Source organism: Paenibacillus sp. BIC5C1, from assembly GCF_032399705.1.
GTDB lineage: Bacteria > Bacillota > Bacilli > Paenibacillales > Paenibacillaceae > Paenibacillus > Paenibacillus taichungensis_A.
Genome location: NZ_CP135922.1, coordinates 6690791 through 6712336, shown reverse-complemented (window position 1 = coordinate 6712336; position 21546 = coordinate 6690791). Strand labels below are relative to the sequence as shown.

Sequence of the window (21546 nt, the reverse complement as noted above, 5' to 3'; positions counted from 1 at the left end):
AAGCATACATAGGAGTAGGAGGGGCGAGCATGTTGTTACTATTCGATGAAGGAACATACACTGTAACCCGGCGTTCCGATTCCATTCGCCTGCTGGCGAAGGAGTTTGCACTGCTGCATTTTTTGTATGAGAACAAGGAAAAAGCCTTTACTCGCAGCCAATTGCTGGACCGGGTATGGCCATTGGAATATCCCGTTGAACGCACCGTGGACGACCATGTGTATCGACTGCGCAAGAAACTGAAACGTTGGGAAGAAATTGCACTGGAGACCGTGCGTGGTTATGGTTACCGGCTTATCGTCCGATCGAATGTTGCGATATTGCCTTCTAACCCTTCTGCCCAAGATCAGGAGATGCGAGAAGTGATTCATGGATTGTTCCGCAAATATCATCTGTACGGGCAGGGGAAATCGATGCTTGCGCTGCTGGATCAGCAAGAAGCGCTGGGCATTGAGATTGATCCATTTTATCAGTTGTATATCCACTTTATTCAGGGAGATCTGGAATGGCTGATTACAACAACGGAAATTCCCTTCGAGGAACGTTTGTATTGGCTGCTAATTTTTACACATACCTTGATTGAACCATCAGAGAGTCTGCCCTTATACGAAAAGGCTCTAAATTCATCGGCTTTGTCAGCCGAACAGCTTCGTGAACTTCGTATTCTGAACATTGTTGAAGTCTACGCAGAGGTGGGCCAATATGAACGAGCCAAAGCTCGACTTATTGAAACGTATCATGTGATGGAAAAAGATGAACTGGTCCACTTCAGACTTCCGGTAAAGCTCTCAGAGTTGTATGTAGAACTATGGGGTGGTAGCGGCGAAGCGGTAGAGAATCAGATGGCTGTCCTGCGTTCCGGGTTGAAAGATGCGCCATACTTGCGGGAAATCGGACGCTTTCAAGTGATGGAAGGCTTATGGCTGCTCCGACAGGGGAGAACCCGAGAGGCAGAGCCAAGAATGGACGATGGTCTGGACGTGTTGAAGATGACATTGAACGCGCCGCTATATCTGAATTCGGCCTACCAGATATTGTTGTTCATGGCACACCACCGCATAGAGGGGCGTCTTCGCAAAAAATACGGTCAAGTTTATGCGGATATCTCCAAAAGTTACGGCGTACCTGTTTATGGACAGCAAATTGTGGATGAAATCCGCATGTTTTTATCCCCGTTTGCTCCATCCTCTGATCTTCCTCTGATATAACACCCTTATGATTACAGCCAAGGAACATATAAGCCAGCAGCAAGGCTGTAATCAGGGGAGGAAGTATAACGTATGACCGTCATTTCAAATGAACCCAATCCATCATCCATTTCGTCCAATAGCTCATCCAAAAGCCTATGGGCCAACTTTCGCTTCATGCGGATGTTTATTGCATATTCGCTCGCTACCTTTGGAGATTGGTTTGACGCGCTCGCCATCCAAATTATGGTTGCTTATCGTTGGGGGGCTGATCCGCTGATCATTGCTCTTATTCCGGTATGTATGGCTGTTCCGGGTATCTTGCTGGGTTCTGTTGCAGGAGCGTTGGCGGATCGGCTGCACAAGGTGAAAATCATGATGATATGTGATGTAATCACCGTTCTGCTAACGATAGGAATTCTGTTTGCGCCAAGTGCGGCATGGTTATTGCCGCTGCTTGCTTTACGGGCCATGATGGGGGTATTCCATGTGCCAGCCCAGCAGGCGCTAACACGCCAAGTAGTAGCAGAGGAGCATTTATTTCAGGCCTCATCCCTGAACGGTTTTGTGAACCAATGCTCCAAAGTTGCGGGACCGCTGCTGGGGGCAGTCATTGTGGCCGTATTTTCACCGCAAGTCTGTATTTTAATCAATGCTTGTACACGTTTGTTGTCGGGAGCCGTATTATGGCCTTTACGGCGTCTAACAGAGAACTCAGAACCGTCTGCATCGGGCGAAAGTCCTTTGGAAACGGGAGAGGGAGAGGAATCCCTGTTCAGCCAATGGCAGAAGGGATGGCGGTTTATCCAGAACAGCCGCACCCTTCTGAGTACGATTCTATTTGGTTGCTTTGGATTAATGGCGATCCTCATGATCGATTACCAGTTTACGACGCTATTTCGAGAGATCAAGCCAGGTAACGAAGCTTTGATCGGCTGGTTGGGATCATCCGCCGGAGCAGGTGCGGTTGTGATCATTCTACTGTTGAATCGCCTTCCGCGAATTGGATATGGCTGGGGGTTGGGTGGAGGATATTTGTTGATTGGTGCCGGAATTGCTGCGCTTGGTTGGGTCAGTTCTCAAACATCCGAGTTCTGGATCATCATCTGGGGCTTATGCATCGGAGTGGGCAATGGTCTGTTCATGGTGACATTGAATTACTTGCTGCAAAAAGAAACTCCGCCTGCCTATGTGGGCCGTGTATTCGGTATTCAAAACTCACTTTCCAGTGTCGTGCTGGTCGTTGCTCCACTTGCTGGCGGCGCCTTGATTCGGAGTGTGGGACCGAGTCCCACATTTCAATATATCGGGATGGCAACACTGGCTATTGGTTTGGCAGGCATGCTGCTGCAACGAATCTTATGGATAGGGAAACAACCTCATCCGATAAAGTCGACTGGAGAACTTGGGCAGGAATCAGTCAAACAGCCATAATTGCCATCGTTACGATGAAAAGAAGATAAAAAGATAAACAATAAACAGCCGCTACGGACATATCCGTTAGCGGCTATTTCCATCTAATAGGGCAGTACATCATACTTCCCACCAAGAGAAATAGGAGGTTGAGGCCATCAGCCCCCCAACTGAGAGTGAACCGCTCATCGACAGGTTAATGGATTGACCGGGAGGAACCACGTAACGTCCTAGCTCATTGGACAGAAAGGGACCTACCTGTAAGGGCATGGCGATCAAGGTTGTGGCACCTGTGGAAGCAGCGGTGGAGAAACGGACCGTTGCAATGCTGGTGTTACTGCTTGCTAAATTATTGTTTACGGGTGTGAGTGTGGTTGGTGATGTTATCGTCCCGTTTGTGCTCAGGCTCATACTGCCGCTGAAGGAAGAAAGTAAGTTGAGCGCGACCGTGATTCCGCCGGAAAGCCGTGATATATATACAGTTTTACCGCTCCCGGAGGGGTTGCTCAGTTGTACAGTGGCAATAACACTTCCACCCAGCAATCCCAATGTCGTGGAGTTGGTTGAGCCTGCATTGTACAGGTTTCCCGTGCTGCCGGCATTCGTCTCAGGCGGAGCGACAATACCGGGTGAGGTAAACGTATTCGTAATGGAAGTATAGACGGGGCTATTCTGCGGGTTGAATACGTTATTATTCGGCATTGTACATACACCGCCCTTTCTTCAATATACAAATCAGAATTCCCACCAGGAAAGATTTATTGAGGCGGTTTGGGATCCCGTTCCCGCACTGATAGATAATGTCTGTCCTGGAGGGACGATGATCGAGCCGTTCAGGTTTAACATATAAATGCCTGCCGTAAGGGGGATGCTGATCAGGCTTGTTAATGTCCCCGTTAACGTTCCCGTATTTTGTCTTGTTGTCATCACACTCGCATTGGCATTACCTAAATGTGTATTGACTGGTGCAGGTGCAGTGCCACCCGTTATGGTACCACCAGAGTATACAATGAGGGTTGCAGCTGCCGTTGTGCCTCCACTGATTCGGGAAACGTAAAGTGTGCGCCCGCTGCCAGTTGCATTTACTACCTGTAACAGGAGATTTAGTCCGGAACCTACGCTGACACTGCCAGTTGTCAGTATAAAGGAACTGCCCGCCGCCGCCGCTCCTCCCTCTGGCGTGGACTCAATGCCGGGGGCGGAGAATGTATTGGACAGCTGAGTATATAAGGGACTATTGGCTGGGTTGAAAACATTGGAATTGGTCATATAATCCACCTCCAATCTGCCTGAATAAGATAACCAAAGCGATTTTTGGAATGGTGTGCTTCTATGAAAGTTTGAAATAGGAACGTAAAGAGGTTGTACTTGCAGTATATGTAGGGCAGAAGATAAGGGTTTGGGATATACACAGTAAATCCTCAAATAACGGCGTATGCCGTGCCCGTATTTTACATGCAGGCATACGATGCGGAAGCACATTTTTTAAGGGGAAATCGATATGAGTCGAACAGCGAAGCGTAGCAAGAAGAAAACGAACCAAACAACTAAATATGTCAGCCGTCGCCAATCCCGTCGTTCCTGCCGCGCTAAATTGCTGAAACCTCCTTGTTCCCGGATTACTCGTCCCCGGTTCAAGCAGGGTGGTTCCTCACGTACGACACTCCCTGGTGCTACTCACTGTTTTACAGAGCATACGTATGTCGGAGCCGAGACAAACGGTAGTATGAATTCTCTTCCGGCTCAAGACACCTCATCACTCAGCATGTACACCTATGGCATTGTAAATCGGGGTGAAAATCCGGCTCTTGTGCAGATTCAGATCAGCCCCAATGCCAGAGACTATGCTGTGGACAGCCAGGAAGTGATTGCCGGAGGTCAGACCAAAGCGCTGGTACCGCAACGATTTCTGCGTTATACCCGGCTGGTTATCCAATCGGTTGAACCGGATCAGCCAACCCGGCTCGATGTTTATTTTCAGGCGCAGCGTATGCCGTAAGAACGTGGAATACAACCGATTTGACCAGGGAGGAGGACGAGGCATATGCCTAACTTTACAACGTTTAACACGAATCCGGATAATCTCAGAACTTTGATTTTTGGTCATGATAGTACAGGCACAGCCCAGCCGGTTCACACCGATACAAGCGGGAATGTACTGGGAATTATTTTGGATGGTACGATTAGTAATATCTCAGGTCTGACTACCGTTACGATTAATGCCGGAACCATCACAAATATTCTGAACGGAACGATTACCAGCGTCCTCGGAGCAACGATCACGGCGGGTACAATTAACAGCGTGCTTGGCGCAACCATCACAGCCGGAACACTAACAAACCTGCTGAATGGTACGATCACCAGTGTTCTGGGAGCTACCATTACTGCCGGAACGATCACAAGTGTGCTCGGGGCAACCGTGACGGCGGGGACATTAACAAACCTGCTCAATGGTACCATCACTAGCGTGCTTGGAGCCACAGTGACCGCAGGGACGCTGACGAACTTGCTGAACGGTACCATCACGAGTGTACTTGGGGCGACCATCACAGCGGGAACGATCACCAGCGTGCTTGGAGCCACAGTGACGGCGGGAACACTGACGAACTTGCTGAACGGTACCATCACGAGTGTACTTGGGGCGACCATCACAGCGGGAACGATCACCAGCGTGCTTGGAGCCACAGTGACGGCGGGAACACTGACGAACTTGCTGAATGGTACGATCACGAGTGTACTTGGAGCGACGATCACAGCCGGAACGATCACGAGTGTTCTGGGAGCAACAATCACGGCGGGTACCATCAATAGCGTGCTTGGAGCCACGATTACCGCAGGCACGCTGACCAATCTGTTGAACGGTACCATCACAAGTGTTCTTGGTGCTACGATTACAGCAGGAACACTGACGAATTTGTTAAATGGTACAATCACCAGCGTGCTTGGAGCTACCGTGACAGCGGGAACGTTAACGAATTTGCTTAACGGTACGATTACCAGTGTGCTTGGAGCCACCATTACAGCCGGAACGTTGACCAACTTGTTGAATGGTACCATTACCAGCGTATTGGGAGCCACGATTACAGCGGGTACACTCAGCAGTGTGACATCCATCTCGCAAAAGAGCTTTCAGGAATCACAGCTTCTTAGTACGCCGACGGCAAACACGTTTACACCGCTTCCGGCAGTCACGACGAGTGTATTCGGCACTTATTCTTTCTTTGTATATAACAGGGGTCCAGGGCTTAACCGGGTAGATGCCCGCGTCGAAATCAGTGCCAACGGTACCAACTGGTACGATGATGTGGACACGGTAACCGGGATCTTGCCAGGCTCGGTGGATGTACTGGTGCCGCAGCGTTTTCTCAAATATACACGTCTTTCCTACCGCTCCAGTCTGCTGGGAGCACCAAGTACGATTGATGTGTTCTTCAATGGACAAGGCACATAACCCGATTTGTTGTCATATAGGTACATGGAGTCCCTTTTGGGGGCTTCATGTACTTTTTTTTGCATTGGAGGTGGCTGCATATGCAGAACAGGTTACTCGGAATTCATATGATTGTGCAAAATGAAGAACATCATCTGGCCCGCTGTCTCGACGGCTTCAAGTCGATTGGCATCGAATGCTTCATTACAGATACCGGCTCAACAGACCGTACTCCGGCGATTGCCAGACATTATGGAGCAACGGTGCTCCACACCCGTTGGGAAGATGATTTTGCACATGCCAGAAATATAAGTTTGCCTCTCGCGAGCACAGAATGGATTCTGTGTCTGGACGCGGATGAGTATGTCATACAGGGATTGGAAGAGCTTTTGGATTATCTACCGAAGGTCCATAAGGGCATTTCGAGACTGCGGATTACGATAGAGAACCGAATTGGCGAGGGAGCGGGAGAGTGTGTCATCTTCCAACCTGTGCGTCTTTTTCGCGCTCATCAAGGATATCGGTATGTCGGACGTATCCATGAGCAATTGGTTCGTGGCGGTACAAGGGATGGTAGAGAACAGGAGGACGATGATCAGGACAGAAAAAGCTCCTTTACCCGTGAAGAAGGCTGGATTGCTGATCATGAACCTTTGACTCCACTACGTTTGGTTCATGATGGTTATTTGCCGTCCACGATTGCTCAAGGAGATAAACCATTGCGTAATCTAAAGCTTTTGCTGCGGGAACTAGCCGATCGTCCGGGGCAGCCTTTCCACCTCTATAATGTTGGGGTCACGTACTGCCAGCTAGGGCATATTGAACAGGCAGCAGAAGCCTTTACTGAATCCTTTCTTCATACACCGCTGCACGCTCCGTATCGCTCCACCCTGGTTCGGGACTATGCCAGAGTTCTTCTGACAATGGGGTGCTATGACGAAGCTCATGGGCTATTGGCTGGAGAAAGACAGCGATATACGGGATATGCCGACCTGCATTTGCTATATGGAGAGGTTTTGGAGCAGCAGGGTCTGGAGGAGAGGGCCTACAAGTCCTATGCCAGAGCAGTGAATTGCCGGGAGGGCTTCAGTGGAGCTGATCCCAAGGACGATAACAAGGCAGAGATTCGAGGCATACATCAGCAGGTAATTGAGCAGACAGATAAACCGGAAAGCGATGAATTGCTTGTGGGTAAATCCTTTGATGATGTTCACAGAGAGCCAGCCCAAATGCAAAGACATTACGTAACGGATACAGGTTGCGATAGCTATAAAGCCTATACAGCCATGGGGAGGCTTGCACAGAAAAGAGGATTTCTGCAGGAGTCTGCTCATCTGTACAGCCTGGCTCTGGGAAGCGAGATCACGTATACTCCTGCATGGACAGGATTAGCCGATGTATTGCAGCAATCCGGAGAGACGGATGAAAGCATAGCAGAGACATTACTTGCACGCTGGAAAGAGCATTCAGAGAAAGACCGCTCAAAGAAAGAGGATTCAGATCCGCGCTTAATAACATACGAGGATGATCTGGTGCATGTGGTTCATGCAGTTGCTTCCAGTGGAGCGTATGGGCAGGCATTGAACTTGCTACATAGAGATGCCCGAAATACGCGTATAAACCATGAAGATTATCTGTATTGGATGTTATGTGCCAACAGGATATCTGATGCGCTGCAATACGTGCAGAATCTTTGGAGTGAGGAACGAAGTGAGGTCAGGAACCTCCCGCATGAACAGCGAGTAGATTTGGCATTGACCTATTGGATAAATGAATTATCTATAACTGAATCAGTAGTGGCCGCAGCAAAACCTCAGGAGAGGGAAGGCTGGAGATTGCTGAATGGCCTTTTGGAAGAGGAGAAACAGGTGCATGTCAAAGAAGATATAGATGGGAAAATAGATCATCAGACGCGTCAGGCTGCAGTGGAGCTGAGTAAGAACGTTTTGATTCGGGCAGTGCAGATTAGGCAATTGGCATTTGCCAAGAAGCTGTACGAGAAGGTGTCTGCAATTCACTCTGAACACGACGGAAATGGTGATTATAGCCGATGGCTGGCCGCTGTTCTTTACCGTCAGGGATACACCATGGCTGCCGCAGAGCTGCTGATTCAATGTATGTCACAAGGCGATCTGGATGCGGAAAGCCTCTTCTATCTTGGGGAAGCCGTGTATGCCAAAGGGCATTACGATCAGGCATTGATTCTTTTCCAGCAGGCATTGGAGAAGGATTCAGAACAACGGCAGGCGAGAGCTGGAGCTGCTGTCTGTTATATGTGGCTGGCGCTGGGGGTCATCAGACAAGAACTAACTCGTTCTCCTGCTGAAAAGGTGCTTATAGCACAACAAACTGTGCTGGAACAGCAGCTTCGCACCGCCGAAGGACTTCCTTGGCGTACGGTGTTCCATGCAAGGGAAAGGAGGAACCAGCTTGCCGACCAAACACATTTCACTATGCATGATCGTGAAGGATGAAGAAGAGCTGTTGCCTCATTGTCTCGAAAGTGTTCGCGGAGCGGTGGACGAGATCATTGTTGTGGATACCGGTTCGTCGGACCGAAGTGCTGCCATTGCCACGAAATATGGGGCGGTGGTTGTGCCGTTTAAGTGGAGCGACGATTTTGCCGCGGCACGGAATGCAGGGCTGGAGCGGGCTTCGGGCGAATGGATTCTTTTTCTGGATGCGGACGAGGCGCTGGATGAGACTGCACGGGAACAGATCAGAAGCTGGACGGAAGCCAGCGGATGTGACGGATTGTTTTTAAATATCCATAACTATACAGGTTCGGGTCAGCAGGGGGTGACGGTAAATCCGGTATTGCGCCTCTTCAGGAACGAGCCGAAGCATCGGTTTGAGGGTCGGATTCATGAGCAGATCGCTGTGGCAATCTGTCGGAAGAATCCACAGGCTGCTTTTCACGTGACGGACATGATCATTCACCATTACGGGTATCAGACGGCCATTGTGGAGCGCAAGGATAAGGTGAACCGGAATTTGCGTTTGCTTCAACAGGCGGTGGAGGAAGATCCAGAGCAGCCGTTTCATCACTATAACCTGGGTGTTGAGTATCTACGGATGGGAGAAACGGAACAGGCGCTGAAGACGTTTGGGATAGCAAAAGCGGGAATTGATCCAACCCTGACAAGTTATGCACATCTGTTGTTCAAATATGAGATTCGCTGTTTCCAGCATTTGAGCCGCTGGCAGGAAGCATTGGATCACATCCATGCTGCTCTTGAACTCTTCCCGGAATACACGGACCTGCTGCATCATCGCGGAGTATGTGAGGAGGCGTTGGGCGAGACAGAAAAGGCAGAGCTATCGCTGCGTGAAGCAGTCCGTATGGGACCACCGCCACCCATATTTCATACGGAAGAAGGAATCGGAACCTATCAGACCTGGTACACCCTGGGGAGGTTGCTGGAAGGTCGAGCGGACCTTGAAGGTGCAGTGGATGCTTATGTGGAAGCAGTCCGTGCCAAATCAAGTCTGCTGCCGCCGTTGTACCGAATTTTTCGGATCATGCGGGTTTCGGGTCAAGAGCAACATCTGGTGGAGCTCATTAAGGAGCGATTTGCAATCACTTCAGAAGAGGCGATCCAGAAAGTATTGGGCATCCTGGAGCAGTGCCGTTGCTATGATACAGCTGTGCAGTTGTTGCCAGACATATCTTCACACCCTTCAGCGGAGATGAGGGAGAGGTTATCCATGGCTGAGGCTCTGCTCCAGATTCAACAGGGGAAATGGAACAAGGCACGCCTTAAGCTGGATACGGTACGGCGAAAAAATGGAGAGCTTTCTGTACCGGCTACCCATTGGATAGAGCGACTAAACTGGATTGAAGGAAGACCGATCGAGGGGAAAGATCAACTGACTGCGTGGCTGTTTCGTCATTCGCATCCGAATACGGAGTCGGAGCCATATCAACAGACAGAACGAATCAGTAGTTCACAAGCTGTAGCGCAAAATAATGACGCAAAAATGGCTGCTGGAACAGCGTATAATGGCTGGCAGGCACTTGGAATGATGATGGACGGATGTGTGCAATCCGGGAGATGGGATGTGCTGCACACGCTGGTTCAGCTTGGTCAGGGGCAGTTGGCAGAAGGCGTGTATCCATTGGTGGAAGGCGCACGGCAGGAAACGGGAGAACCATTTCCCGGAGCCTTCGATTCACGAGTGGGAACCAGCTGGTTGGTGAAAGGGCTTGTCAGTGCTGCGGATCATCATTTGAAGGCATTCGCTCAAGGGACAGAAGGACAGCGAGAACGTTGTTGGCCTGTGGTTCAGCAGATTAGACTGGATCTACCGGGGCCGGATGGTTTTGAGTTTTGAGGATTGAATGAAAGACAGCAGAACCCCGTATAGGAAGGACGGAGGGATGAACATGCAGACAGGAATCAGCCTGTGCATGATCGTGAAGGATGAGGCCGGGTCGCTTCAGCGATGCTTGGATGCTATTCAGGATGTTGTGGATGAGATCATCATTGTGGATACGGGATCAACGGACGAGACGATCGACATTGCCCGTGGTCATGGTGCGGTTGTCATCAGTGCAGCATGGACCGGAGATTTTAGTGCTGCTCGCAACCTATCCCTTGCTGCTGCCACTCATCCTTGGATCCTGGTACTGGATGCGGATGAAGTCTGGATGCCTACAGCGCACAATCTGGCGGAGATGAAGCGGCTCCTGGAGCCAGGTCAGGACGACGTATGGGGATACTGGATACAGGTCACAAGTTTGCTCGGAATGTCTGGAGAAGAGCGTGTGACGGATGCGGTGTGTCGTTTATTTCGGAACGATCCCCGGATTGCTTTTCAAGGCATGATTCATGAAGAAGTGGCATCTTCAATTCTATCCTTCGCTCCGTGGGGTGTGGTCGACTCCGGGCTTGAAATTATTCATTATGGCTATCTGGAGCACTTTATTGTTGGCAAAAATAAACCCGAGCGAAATATGCGGCTGATTCGCTCCGCTCTCCATGAGTCGCCGGATCAACCGGAACTGTTATATGCCATGGCCGCTGAGTGGTTTCAGCAAGCGAGATACGATGAAGCGCTCAGGCTGTTACAGCCTTTGCTGGCGAAGCTTACGCCGGAATGCGGATATCATTCGGATTTGGTACTCAAAACGGCCTATGCCTGGCGGGAAAGTAGCCGCCCAGAGAGAGCACTTGCTATCGTTGAGGAATGGAGGCCGTTGTATGCTGACTTCCCCGATCTGCTGGAGCTTGGTGCTGTGTTGGAGCTCGATCAGGGACAGGATGCTGCGGCGCTCGACTGGCTCAAGCAGGCCAAAGCGGCAGCATCCACAGCCAGTCGATATACGTCCGTTTCCGGTGCCGGAACGTATCGCAGCCTGACTCTGGAAGGCATGGCCCATGAACGGCTAGGCTACTGGCAGGAGGCAGCTAAGGCTTATACATCTGCGCTCGTCGTACAGCCCGGCAGCTTGCAAGCATGGCAGCGGCTATTGCTGCTGGCCGCAGCTAGCGGGCGGCCGAACGTCATCGCAAGCGCAGCCCAGCGGGTAAGCCTGCCGCCTGCGGCCTGGCAGGCGCTGATCCCGGCCGCGCTGGATGCGCATCGGCCGGAATGGCTGCTGCGCCACGAGGCATCGCTGGCCGCCGTGCTGCGGGCGCAGCCCCTCGCCGCCGGGCTGGCGCTGGCCCAGCTCGGCGAGGAGGCCGCTGCCCGGGCGGCCTTGCAGCCCTGGGCGACGCATGCGCAGCACGGGCCGGAGGCGGCGCTGGCGCTGTGGGCGCTCGGCCACAAGCAGCCCGGCGAGCACCGCACCCGGGCTGCGGCTGGCTTAGCGCGAGGCGCCGCAGCGTCGTCGCCAGCGCGGCGTAATGCCCGCCAGCAGGCGGCCGCGCCAGACGCAGCCCGCGCAGCGGAAGCGCTGCTGCGCGGCGGCGCCCCGGCCAGCTGCGCCCTGCCAGCGCCGCAGGCCGTGCACGCCGCGGCGCTGGCGCTTGCGCGCGTAGGCGCCTGGGCCGCATGGCTGCGCCTGCTGCAGGCCCTGCCGCCCGGCCAGGCGCCGGCGCTGCTCGCGGCGCTTCCGCCTGCGGCCCGCTGCGGGCTGCTGCGCGCGCCCGCGAGCGTGCGTGAAGGGCTGCTTGCGCTGTTCGGCACGCCGCATGGCGCGCAGCAGCCCTTCACGCACGAAGTGCCCGCCATGGTACTGGCGGGCACGCTCGCTTTGCTCGCAGGGCGGCAGCGCACTGCGCGTGATTGGGCCGAATGGGCCCAAGTCACTGCACGGCAACCCGCCGCCTCCGGCAGCCCGGCGACCACCATCCCGCCGGGCCTGCACACCCTGCTGCGCCTGACATCACCCGGCGCAGCATCCACTGAAGCATACGCTAACCAGTGCAGCATGCTGCTGGTTCATCTTTAACGCTTAGGCAATCCAAGGGTTTTAAGGATATAGAGTTAATCTCAATCTATGCCCCTCATCAGTGATCCCATTTATTCATCCCAATTACTCTTTACGAATAACAGCACGGAAACAACGGATTGCCGGGCCATACATGTCAGACCAGATGGCATCATCCGGTTCTTTCACGCTCAGCTTGCCTTCGATCGTAAGTCCAGTGACAGCCATAATGGTCTCCAGCAGATCAGGGCGCATCTCGGGTACATCAAACGTGGCTATCAACCGTCCGTCTGGCTTCAGCACCCTGGCGAATTCGCGAAAGGCGCGCAGCATCGTGCCTGTATCCAGATGCTCCAACACAGAGATGCAGAATACGCTGTCAAACATCTCCGATTCATACGGAAGCTGAGCCAGATTGGCCTGCGCGAGATGCAGTCGGTCCAGGCTCGATTCCGGCAGGTCTCGTGCGGCCTGCTCACCAAAATCAGAAGCGATATCCAGCCGGATCGCTTCTCTGGACAAAATACGCTCATCCCAATCACAGGCATGAACTTCCCGGCAGTGCTCTGCCAGCCAGAATTTGAATGGATGGGATATACCACAGGCAGCGTCGAGTACGACGTCTTCCTGACGTGCAAACTGGCGTGCCCATTCGTACTCGTACGGACGGCTCCACCACGCAGGATGCAGTGGAAAAACCAATGTATCCGTTTTGGGGTCACCCTCCCGAATGTATCTTGATTCCGTGAAATCTGTTGCATTTGGCGTATCCATCATCCCCGAATTCCCTCCTTTAATCCTGCTTCTGCCAAAAAAGATTCCAATACTGTACTCCATCTCCGCCGCCAGTGGGATATGTCGTAGGATAGCGCCGTCTCGCGGGCATAGATTCCCAACCGCTCCCGCTCGGCTCTATCCTGAACGAGACGCACCAGCGCGGCGGTCAGCGCTTCTTCCCCTGGAGGTACCAGCAGTCCGTTGAAGCCATCCTGAATCAGATCATTCAGTCCGCCAACATTGGAAGCAACAACCGGAAGCCCACAGCTCATCGCCTCCAGACAAGCGTAGGATGTTCCTTCCGAGAAGACAGTCGGGATCACGGCGATATCTGCCTGATGGTAGGCCTCGCGGATATCCCGAAAATCATACGTGCGCTGTATAATTCGATCCGCATGGGGGTGCGTGCGATGCCAGTATCGGAAGGATCGACCCACCGTGCTGCCTTCAACCAGCTCCCCGGCGAATTCGACTTCCAGATCAGGAAAGGCACCAAGCAGTCGGTCAGCTGCCAGCATCATCGGAATAATGCCCCGCTCCATGCTGATGCGGCGCGGATATAAAATGCGCAGTGGACGCGATGGGTTCACATGAATTGCAGCCGGTGTGTCGTCGCCCTGATCCTTCAAAGGTTCACCCATCAGCTCATTTGGCTGCCGACCAATGTGGCCCTGTCGGATATTCCCCGAGTCCAGTTCCTCAGCGATTACTGTCACCTCGGATCTGTCCGCCCGTACCATGCCGTCTCCATCGTTTCTTCCCCTCGCGGATGACGCAGCATTCAACCCCGAGACGGTAGCTTCAGCATGATCTTCAAGGCCTGCAAGATCCTTCTTCCATGCAGCCAGCCATTCTTCTTCCTGTTCATGCTCGAACGTACGCCTTGGCGGAGCAGGTGTGAAGTAGGAGGTATCCACTGCATTGGGAATGAGCACGACCTGACTGGCATCCGCAAACGTACAAGCAGCACGGCAAAAGGTCTGAAAATGTGAATCCACCGACACGATGCGTACAAGTCCATCCAGTGCCAGCTGAATATGCTCAGCGACTTGCTGCTTGGTCTCCAGCGGTAGCGCGGGACGATCCCAGTTAATCCCGTGGCAGATGCCGAGGCTGCCCGGCTTGTAGGCAATGGGCTGCCACAGACAGCTTGCATAGATCACAGGCCCTCGCGCTGCGGCAGCCATTCGGGCAAAAGCTTCGGGCACATCATTCATATCGTAGGCATACCCATATACATCGATCTGTTCCGTGCGGGTCTGAAAAGCTTCAAAATAGGACAACTGATGAACCTCGGGGATATGTCCCAATCCGCGGATTACACTGCACAAATCAAGGACGTAACGCTCCAGGCCGCCCCCGAACACCCGGCTGAATTCCCGGTTATATCCATCGGTGAAGCTGTGTGTCAATATGCTGACAACGCCCATCTCACTGCTCCTCCTTCCACGGAATCAGTCGGGGATCCGGATCAAGAATCGATTCATAGTGTTCCAGGCTGCCCCACTCGCCGTGTGGATCAATTCGTTTATAACGCAAATATTTCCGAACCCGATCCTCCAGACTTCCTGCCCAGCCAAGATGCTGGACTTTCAATTCCGTGCTGATTCCGGGCAGTACGGTACAGGGCAAGGGAAGACGAGGCACATGATGATTTTGCTGCGGATAAAAGTAAGGATAACCCGGCATATAACGGACCAGGGAAGCGGTATGACGTCGGTGAAGCCCCCAAAGCTCATCTTCCCGATAGTGAGTTCGTCCGCCCCACATATCATAGAAGCGGAAAGCGATCCAGTCCGCATGATCCTGGTTAATCAGAGCGCGTATCGCTTTCTTCGCTTCCATGCTGTATAGCTCATCGGCATCAACCGAGAGCAGCCAATCGGGTGAGGTACCTACTGCTGCTTGCCATAGCGCATTGCGTAATCGCCATTCCTCCGCAAATAACGGCTTCTCCAGCACTTCCAGACGAACGACCTTTGGATAGGCTCTGCATATATCGGGTGTACCATCTGTGCTGGCATCGTCCACAATGACAATCTCATCTACGAATTCACTCAGGTCGCCCAGCACTTCCTCCAGGTATCGCCCGCGCTCGTTACGTACCTGAAGCATAGCGGTCAGTTTATTGCCCTGACTTTTACGAACACGACGAACGGTAAATGGCTCTCTATATAGGCCTGTTTCCTGGTGTTTACCGGCATCCTGATCCCCTTGGTCACCTGGTTCAGCGTGCGGTAATTCCAACGTTTCAGTTGGAGTATGAGATGTCTCGGATCGTATTTTCCTATGCACCATCGGTCCATTCACATGTTGTATACGCTTCTTCGGGTCCAGCATCATGGCACCTCCCCCAGCAATTGCTGGACGGCTTGATCCAACAGTTCCATCTCGACGATTCGCGCAAGAGCATCTTCATCCTCCAGTGCCGTCTCCAGAAATTGTCTCACCGCCCCGTGACGTTCCCCGCGCAGAGCCAGAGCTAGACCCGACAGCTGCCGATAATCCTGTCGGCTGGGGCTATCTTGGATATCCACTGCGTGCACCAAATCTAATGCATCTTCCACATGTCCAGTCTCCTGATAGATACGAAATTTCCAATGCCGTGCCGTTTCGCCTCCGAGTTCATCCAAAATGTGCAATGCATTTCCATAATCATCATTCAGACGCAGCAGTTCTGCCCGGACAAGTTGTTCCTCCCCGGCTTCAAGCCAGCGGCAGAGCTGTTCATAATGGTGACGTTCCTGCTCGCTGCCTGCGCTGATTCCATACACCTGCAACGCACTATCGATTTCCCCGGCCCTCGCATGAATCGCGGAGAGGAATCGATAGTGGGAGCTTACACAATCATTGCGCCCGTTTAATACCGCGTGGGAGAATGCTTCCTTGAGTGAAGCGGCCGCTCTGGAATCCTCTAGCACATATTCATAGGCTGCCAGCAAAAAGGAAATCGTCTCATGCGCTCCTGCTTTGGAACGAAGCTGACGATAGAAGTCGGCACGCACACTGCATTGCAGCCGGGTGACCGTATCCGGAACACCTGAGAGGGTCTGCCGAAGCGCATGCAGAAATAGCAGTTCATAGTCCCGGAGAGGAACTTCGAGGTCATCCTTTTGCATGACACCAGCAGGGGAGGTATCCTCTCCATTCAGCCAGATGGCACGTACACCCTGGAATACCAGCTTCATATAACGTGTTTCTGAAGTCGTACCCACCAGATCGGCGATACCGACCAGTCTTGAAATGCAGCTCTCCCACAAGGGGGACTCGGCTTCTTCACCGACCGGCTCAGGAAGAAGTACAATACAGAGCTCCGGATGGAGCGAGGCTGTGGCAGTCAGCCAGTAGGGATGCGCAACCACAGCAACCGTACGTGGCTCCTGTAACAGTTTCTCAGCTTCGTGAAGCGTGATAACGGAGATATTCGCAGGCATTTCCTCGGATCGCTCCAGACTGCTGACATAGTAGACAGGCCCTTCGGCAACCATTAGCGCAGCGATGTCTGGATAGGGAAAGGTAGACCATCCTCCTTTCCGGGGGAAAAGTATATAACGAAAGGCAGGCAGAGCCGTACTAGACTCTTCTGCATCTGCCCTTTGATGAGGCTCCGGGTCCAGAATCGGAGACATCTCTTCCATCGACAAATCACCTCACTTGATTTGCATTTTTGTCCGTTCATGGATTGAAGCAGCACCACCTGATAAAAATCGGATTGGTGCGGCTTTGAATGATATCAATGATTCCAATGATTCAATATGTAAAGCCCTTTTTGCCCAGCGTATTTTATGCCTGACACTAACATATGGGCGTTCCGTCCCAAACATGAGCATCTTCCGTGAATAGACGAAGCTGGCAAGCCCAAAGATTAGGTTTAATTTTTTCTATTGTGTGACCATCGTCACTTTTTTTTGCTGTCATGGCAGGGTTTGTGATAATTGTCACATGTATAAAATAGTCTATCTGGCACAATACGTTCATCAATACGTGTTTGGCTGACAGAAACGGAAGAAGGGGCTTCAATGCCAAATACGAAAACTGTGATATGAACAGAAAGAAGGGGTAACGGTATGGATCCGATCATGTTATCGCGTATCCAATATGCGCTCACAACGATTTTCCATTTCTTTTTTGTGCCGCTGTCCATCGGTCTTGTGCTGCTGGTAGCGATTATGGAGACGTTGTACGTAGTGAAGGGTAAGGAAGTTTACAAAACGATGGCCAAATTCTGGGGAAAACTGTTCCTGATTAACTTCGCCGTCGGTGTAGTCACAGGCATTCTGCAAGAATTCCAGTTCGGCATGAACTGGTCGGAGTACTCCCGTTTTGTCGGGGATGTATTTGGTGCGCCATTGGCTGTGGAAGCCTTATTGGCGTTTTTTATGGAGTCTACCTTTATTGGACTCTGGATTTTCGGATGGGATCGTTTGTCCAAAAAGGTGCACTTGGCGTGTATCTGGCTGGTATTTGTCGGCACATTCCTGTCCGCGCTCTGGATTCTGGCAGCCAATTCATTCATGCAGCATCCGGTTGGCTTCGAGATTAATAATGGCCGCGCAGAGATGAATGATTTCTTTGCACTGATTACGAATGGTCAACTACTGGTGGAGTTCCCGCACACGATCTTCGGTGCCCTGATGACAGGTGCATTCGTCGTAACCGGGATTAGTGCCTACAAGTTGATGAAGAAGCAGGATGTGGAGATTTTCCGCAAGTCGTTCAACATTGCCATCATTATTGGTCTGGTTTCCTCGCTGGGTGTTGCCTTCTCGGGTCACTTCCAGGCGCAATATCTGGTGGAGACGCAGCCAATGAAAATGGCAGCAAGTGAAGGAACATGGACGACGACGGAAGACCCTGCCCCATGGACGGTGGTAGCCTTTATCGATCCGGACAAACAGGAGAATTCCGGCGAGATCAAAATCCCTGGATTGCTCAGTTATCTGTCCTACAGCAAGTTCTCCGGCAGTGTCAAAGGTATGAAGGAGCTGCAAGCGGAGTATGAGCAAACGTATGGACCAGGGGACTATATTCCACCGGTACGGACAACGTTCTGGAGCTTCCGCATTATGATTGCTGCGGGTGGATTGATGATTTTGCTGGCTCTGTACGGTACATTCCTGGCGATGCGCCGCAAGCTGGAGGGAGCAGGCAAGTGGTTTATGCGTCTGATGGTGTTCGCCATCTCCCTGCCGTTTATCGCCAATACGTCGGGCTGGATTATGACTGAGGTGGGAAGGCAGCCGTGGACGGTATTCGGCTACATGACGACCGCAGCCGGGGTATCCCCGAACGTAAGCGCAGGACAGATTTTATTCTCCACCATTGCTTTTACAGCAGCGTATACGGTTCTCGGCATTGTGATGGTCTATCTGTTCGTTCGTGAAATCAAGGCAGGACCATATGCAGTCGAGAAGCCGGAGGAGCATGATGAATCGGCCGATCCGTTCGGCGTGGATGGGGGTTATTCTGTTGTCACTAAGTGAGTTGTGGTTTTTGCTGATTGCTGTCTTGTTTGTAGGTTTTTTCTTTCTGGAAGGTTTTGATTTTGGTGTGGGCATGTCCACTGCAATGATTGGCAAAACGGATCGTGAACGTCGTACCCTGATCAACTCGATCGGTCCGTTCTGGGATGGCAATGAAGTCTGGCTGATTACGGCGGGGGGTGCAATGTTTGCAGCCTTCCCGCACTGGTATGCTACGCTGTTTAGCGGTTTTTATCTGCCGCTGGTCGTGGTACTGCTGGCCTTGATCGGGCGCGGAGTTGCCTTTGAATTCCGCAGCAAAATGAGACATGAACGCTGGCGCAAAACATGGGACATCATCATCGTAGTCTCCAGTGCGTTACTGCCATTCCTGTTCGGGGTTGTCTTCGCTACGTTGATGAAAGGCCTGCCTATTGATGCACAGATGCAGCTTCGTCCAGGCTTCCTGGACATCGTTAATCCGTATACGGTGGTCGGTGGGTTGAGCGTGACATTGTTGTGTCTGGTGCATGGTTTACTGTTTGCTTCACTGCGGACCGTCGGAGATCTTAGAGAACGTGCCCTGAATATGGCTAAAAGGCTGATGCTGCCGCTGGCCGCAATTCTCGCGGTCTACGCCGTGATGACATACTTCATGACCGATGTATTTGCCGTACGCGGCTGGGCACTCTGGATTATGGTAATCCTGGGCGCTGCTTCATTGGGCTTGGCGGCTTACTTCGTACGTCAGAAACGTGAAGCCTGGGCCTTCGGTATGACGGGCGCCGTCATTGCTATCGCGTTTGCCTCCGTGTTTATCGGTCTGTTTCCTAGGGTCATGGTGAGTTCTATGGGTTCGGCGTTTGATCTGACAGTCTATAATGCTTCATCCGGTGCATATTCGCTGAAAGTGATGACGATTGTGGCTTGTACGCTACTTCCGTTTGTACTCGGCTATCAGATCTGGAGTTATTACATTTTCCGCAAACGTCTGAACGATCAGCATCACTTGGAGTACTGATATGGGACGGGGGCTGCTGAAGCTGCCGGGCATCCGGCCGGTACTGGCGCTGGCCTCAGCGCTGGTACTGTTGCAGGCGATGACGATTATCATGCAGGCGAAATGGCTGGCACAGGCGATTACGGCATTGTTTCAAGGTTCACCTGTAACGGGGCAGTACCCGGTGCTGCTGTTGTTCTTGGCCGCTTTTGCCGCCCGCTATTCCCTGTCATTCTGGTTGCAGCTCATCGCTTCGCGGTACGCGGAGAAGACAGGAAACAGTCTGCGTAGACAGATGGTGGAGCAGTGGTTCCGGCTGGGACCGCGTTTTGCCAAAACTGAAGGAACAGGGCACCTGGTAACCTTGGCACGCCAAGGAACAGCCCAGTATAAGACGTATCTTGAATTGTTTATTCCCCGCATGCTTGGGATGGGGTTCACGCCAATCGTTATTCTGTTCTATGTCTTCAAGCTGGATATGATGTCCGGGGTTATCTTGACGCTGACGCTGCCGATCCTGATTGTTTTTATGATTTTGGTGGGGTTGGCTGCACAACGCAAGATCGATGGACAGTTCAAGTCGTACAAAGCGCTTGCTAATCATTTTGTAGATACGCTGCGTGGGCTGGAAACACTCAAAACACTGGGACAAAGCAGAAAACATGGGGAAACGATCATTCGGGTCAGTCAGCGTTATCGCAAGGCTACGATGTCTACCCTGCGTATGGCTTTTCTGTCCTCCTTCGCACTCGATTTCTTCACCATGCTATCGGTGGCTTCGGTGGCGGTTGGGTTGGGGCTGCGCCTGACGGAAGGACATATGCTGCTTGGACCAGCGCTGACCGTTCTCATTCTCGCACCGGAATACTTCCTGCCTGTACGAATGGTAGGTGCAGATTACCACGCTACACTGGACGGCAAAGAGGCCGGGGAAGCAATCAGCCAGATGATTGAACGAGGGAAACTGGCTGAACGTAAGCAGAAGGAAGCGTACACGAGTGCTGTTCTACATGAAGAGTCAGAAAAGAATGGTGAAATCTCTTCACCTGAGCCTTCTTCTGGCCAAAGCGGTGTGAATCCATCCACCATACGGGTGGTTATGCGTGAGATAAATGCCCTAAGTGGCGTGGCTGATTGCTCATTGACACCCTCTTGGGAGGCAACGAGCAGACTGGCGCTCACTAACGTACAGGTACGGCATCAGGAAGACGGGCCATGTTCGCTGAATGATGTAACGTTTCAGGTTTCCGGTCTTGGCAAAGTAGGAATTATCGGAGCGAGCGGTGCAGGGAAATCAACCCTCATTGATGTGCTGGCAGGTTTCCAGCAGCTTACTTCAGGTCAAATCTTATATAACGGCCAGCCCTTATCTCCAGAGATGATGGAAGATTGGAGAAAACAAACGGCGGCGATTCCGCAGCATCCAACTATTTTCAGTGGCAGCTTAGCGGATAATGTTCGATTCTATATGCCTGAAGCTTCGGATGCGGAGGTGGCTGACGCCATTCACGCAGCAGGTCTGCATAAGCTTGCCTCCTCCTTACCGAATGGGTTGCAGGAACCGATTGGGGCTGGGGGAAGGCAGCTCAGTGGAGGACAGGAACAGCGGGTGGCGCTGGCGAGAGCTCTGCTTAGTGCGCGCCCGATCCTACTGCTGGATGAGCCGACTGCACATCTGGATGTGGAGACCGAATATGAATTGAAACAGACGATGTTGCCGCTGTTTGAGGGTAAGCTGATTTTTCTGGCAACACATCGACTGCATTGGATGCCCCATATGGATCGCATTATTGTGATGGATGGAGGCACGGTTGCAGAGACAGGAACACATGAGGAATTGTTGGTCCGACAAGGCGTATATTACCAGATGATTCAGGCCCAGATGGAGGCGGTGTGAG

16 protein-coding genes are annotated in these 21546 nt (G+C 52.2%); 10 read left to right on the top strand and 6 right to left on the bottom strand.

The genetic code is table 11. From position 1 onward, the window contains the following. Positions 1-29: 29 nt before the first annotated feature. Both RS891_RS30000 and RS891_RS29995 read left to right on the top strand, forming a co-directional pair. Positions 30-1208, top strand: a complete 1179-nt coding sequence (locus RS891_RS30000; protein ID WP_315793952.1) for a winged helix-turn-helix domain-containing protein — start codon at positions 30-32, stop codon at positions 1206-1208. Positions 1209-1280: 72 nt separating this feature from the next. Then, positions 1281-2621: an MFS transporter gene (locus RS891_RS29995; protein WP_315793951.1), complete on the top strand. Its 1341-nt coding sequence runs from the start codon at positions 1281-1283 to the stop codon at positions 2619-2621. Positions 2622-2720: 99 nt separating this feature from the next. Here RS891_RS29995 and RS891_RS29990 read toward each other — a convergent pair whose 3' ends face one another. Both RS891_RS29990 and RS891_RS29985 read right to left on the bottom strand, forming a co-directional pair. Next, positions 2721-3302: a hypothetical protein gene (locus RS891_RS29990; protein WP_315793950.1), complete on the bottom strand. Its 582-nt coding sequence runs from the start codon at positions 3300-3302 to the stop codon at positions 2721-2723. 33 nt (positions 3303-3335) lie between these two features. Next, entirely contained in the window at positions 3336-3869 is a 534-nt protein-coding gene (locus RS891_RS29985; protein ID WP_315793949.1) for a hypothetical protein, read from the bottom strand. 232 nt (positions 3870-4101) lie between these two features. On the opposite strand from RS891_RS29985, the gene RS891_RS29980 reads away from it, so the two are divergent. The 5 genes from RS891_RS29980 to RS891_RS29960 all read left to right on the top strand — a co-directional run bounded on the left by RS891_RS29980 (position 4102) and on the right by RS891_RS29960 (position 12430). Further along, positions 4102-4599, top strand: coding sequence for a DUF6385 domain-containing protein (locus tag RS891_RS29980; RefSeq protein WP_113053074.1), 498 nt, complete (start codon positions 4102-4104; stop codon positions 4597-4599). A 45-nt stretch (positions 4600-4644) separates the two neighbouring features. Continuing rightward, positions 4645-6051, top strand: coding sequence for a DUF6385 domain-containing protein (locus tag RS891_RS29975; protein ID WP_315793948.1), 1407 nt, complete (start codon positions 4645-4647; stop codon positions 6049-6051). An 80-nt stretch (positions 6052-6131) separates the two neighbouring features. Then, the gene (locus RS891_RS29970; protein WP_315793947.1) at positions 6132-8504 is read left to right on the top strand and encodes a glycosyltransferase; all 2373 of its coding nucleotides are present in this window, start codon (positions 6132-6134) and stop codon (positions 8502-8504) included. Next, the gene (locus RS891_RS29965; protein WP_315793946.1) at positions 8461-10365 is read left to right on the top strand and encodes a glycosyltransferase; all 1905 of its coding nucleotides are present in this window, start codon (positions 8461-8463) and stop codon (positions 10363-10365) included. The genes RS891_RS29970 and RS891_RS29965 overlap by 44 nt, the downstream gene beginning before the upstream one ends. Positions 10366-10411: 46 nt before the next feature. Beyond that, positions 10412-12430, top strand: a complete 2019-nt coding sequence (locus RS891_RS29960; RefSeq protein WP_315793945.1) for a glycosyltransferase — start codon at positions 10412-10414, stop codon at positions 12428-12430. Between the two features lie 84 nt (positions 12431-12514). Here the strand turns inward: RS891_RS29960 and RS891_RS29955 are convergent, their stop codons facing one another. The 4 genes from RS891_RS29955 to RS891_RS29940 are packed head-to-tail and all read right to left on the bottom strand — an operon-like array spanning position 12515 to position 16824. After that, positions 12515-13186, bottom strand: a complete 672-nt coding sequence (locus tag RS891_RS29955; protein ID WP_315793944.1) for a class I SAM-dependent methyltransferase — start codon at positions 13184-13186, stop codon at positions 12515-12517. Further along, a complete protein-coding gene (locus tag RS891_RS29950) occupies positions 13183-14616 on the bottom strand; it encodes a glycosyltransferase family 4 protein (protein ID WP_315793943.1) in 1434 nt (477 codons plus the stop codon). Before RS891_RS29950 ends, RS891_RS29955 begins: the two co-directional genes overlap by 4 nt. Position 14617: 1 nt before the next feature. Next, entirely contained in the window at positions 14618-15529 is a 912-nt protein-coding gene (locus RS891_RS29945) for a glycosyltransferase (RefSeq protein ID WP_315793942.1), read from the bottom strand. Then, positions 15526-16824: a hypothetical protein gene (locus tag RS891_RS29940; protein WP_113053067.1), complete on the bottom strand. Its 1299-nt coding sequence runs from the start codon at positions 16822-16824 to the stop codon at positions 15526-15528. The genes RS891_RS29945 and RS891_RS29940 overlap by 4 nt, the downstream gene beginning before the upstream one ends. 429 nt (positions 16825-17253) lie before the next feature. Here RS891_RS29940 and RS891_RS29935 point away from each other — a divergent pair, with 429 nt between their 5' ends. Genes RS891_RS29935 through cydD form a run of 3 tightly spaced genes read left to right on the top strand, consistent with a single transcriptional unit; the run spans position 17254 to position 21545 of the window. After that, positions 17254-18669: a cytochrome ubiquinol oxidase subunit I gene (locus tag RS891_RS29935; protein ID WP_113053066.1), complete on the top strand. Its 1416-nt coding sequence runs from the start codon at positions 17254-17256 to the stop codon at positions 18667-18669. Continuing rightward, positions 18653-19669: a cytochrome d ubiquinol oxidase subunit II gene (gene cydB, locus RS891_RS29930; RefSeq protein ID WP_113053347.1), complete on the top strand. Its 1017-nt coding sequence runs from the start codon at positions 18653-18655 to the stop codon at positions 19667-19669. The genes RS891_RS29935 and cydB overlap by 17 nt, the downstream gene beginning before the upstream one ends. Before the next feature lies 1 nt (position 19670). Further along, a complete protein-coding gene (cydD, locus tag RS891_RS29925; protein WP_315793941.1) occupies positions 19671-21545 on the top strand; it encodes a thiol reductant ABC exporter subunit CydD in 1875 nt (624 codons plus the stop codon). Position 21546 lies beyond the last annotated feature (1 nt).

What these genes read in the sequence shown, in the direction of transcription:
- RS891_RS29975 (WP_315793948.1), top strand. Translation starts at nt 4,645, where the DNA reads ATGCCTAACTTTACAACGTTTAACACGAATCCGGATAATCTCAGAACT.
- RS891_RS29990 (WP_315793950.1), bottom strand. Translation starts at nt 3,302, where the DNA reads ATGCCGAATAATAACGTATTCAACCCGCAGAATAGCCCCGTCTATACT.
- RS891_RS29935 (WP_113053066.1), top strand. Translation starts at nt 17,254, where the DNA reads ATGGATCCGATCATGTTATCGCGTATCCAATATGCGCTCACAACGATT.
- RS891_RS29995 (WP_315793951.1), top strand. Translation starts at nt 1,281, where the DNA reads ATGACCGTCATTTCAAATGAACCCAATCCATCATCCATTTCGTCCAAT.
- RS891_RS29985 (WP_315793949.1), bottom strand. Translation starts at nt 3,869, where the DNA reads ATGACCAATTCCAATGTTTTCAACCCAGCCAATAGTCCCTTATATACT.
- RS891_RS29960 (WP_315793945.1), top strand. Translation starts at nt 10,412, where the DNA reads ATGAACATGCAGACAGGAATCAGCCTGTGCATGATCGTGAAGGATGAG.
- RS891_RS29945 (WP_315793942.1), bottom strand. Translation starts at nt 15,529, where the DNA reads ATGATGCTGGACCCGAAGAAGCGTATACAACATGTGAATGGACCGATG.
- cydD (WP_315793941.1), top strand. Translation starts at nt 19,671, where the DNA reads ATGGGACGGGGGCTGCTGAAGCTGCCGGGCATCCGGCCGGTACTGGCG.
- RS891_RS29980 (WP_113053074.1), top strand. Translation starts at nt 4,102, where the DNA reads ATGAGTCGAACAGCGAAGCGTAGCAAGAAGAAAACGAACCAAACAACT.
- RS891_RS29950 (WP_315793943.1), bottom strand. Translation starts at nt 14,616, where the DNA reads ATGGGCGTTGTCAGCATATTGACACACAGCTTCACCGATGGATATAAC.
- RS891_RS29955 (WP_315793944.1), bottom strand. Translation starts at nt 13,186, where the DNA reads ATGATGGATACGCCAAATGCAACAGATTTCACGGAATCAAGATACATT.
- RS891_RS29970 (WP_315793947.1), top strand. Translation starts at nt 6,132, where the DNA reads ATGCAGAACAGGTTACTCGGAATTCATATGATTGTGCAAAATGAAGAA.
- RS891_RS29940 (WP_113053067.1), bottom strand. Translation starts at nt 16,824, where the DNA reads ATGGAAGAGATGTCTCCGATTCTGGACCCGGAGCCTCATCAAAGGGCA.
- RS891_RS30000 (WP_315793952.1), top strand. Translation starts at nt 30, where the DNA reads ATGTTGTTACTATTCGATGAAGGAACATACACTGTAACCCGGCGTTCC.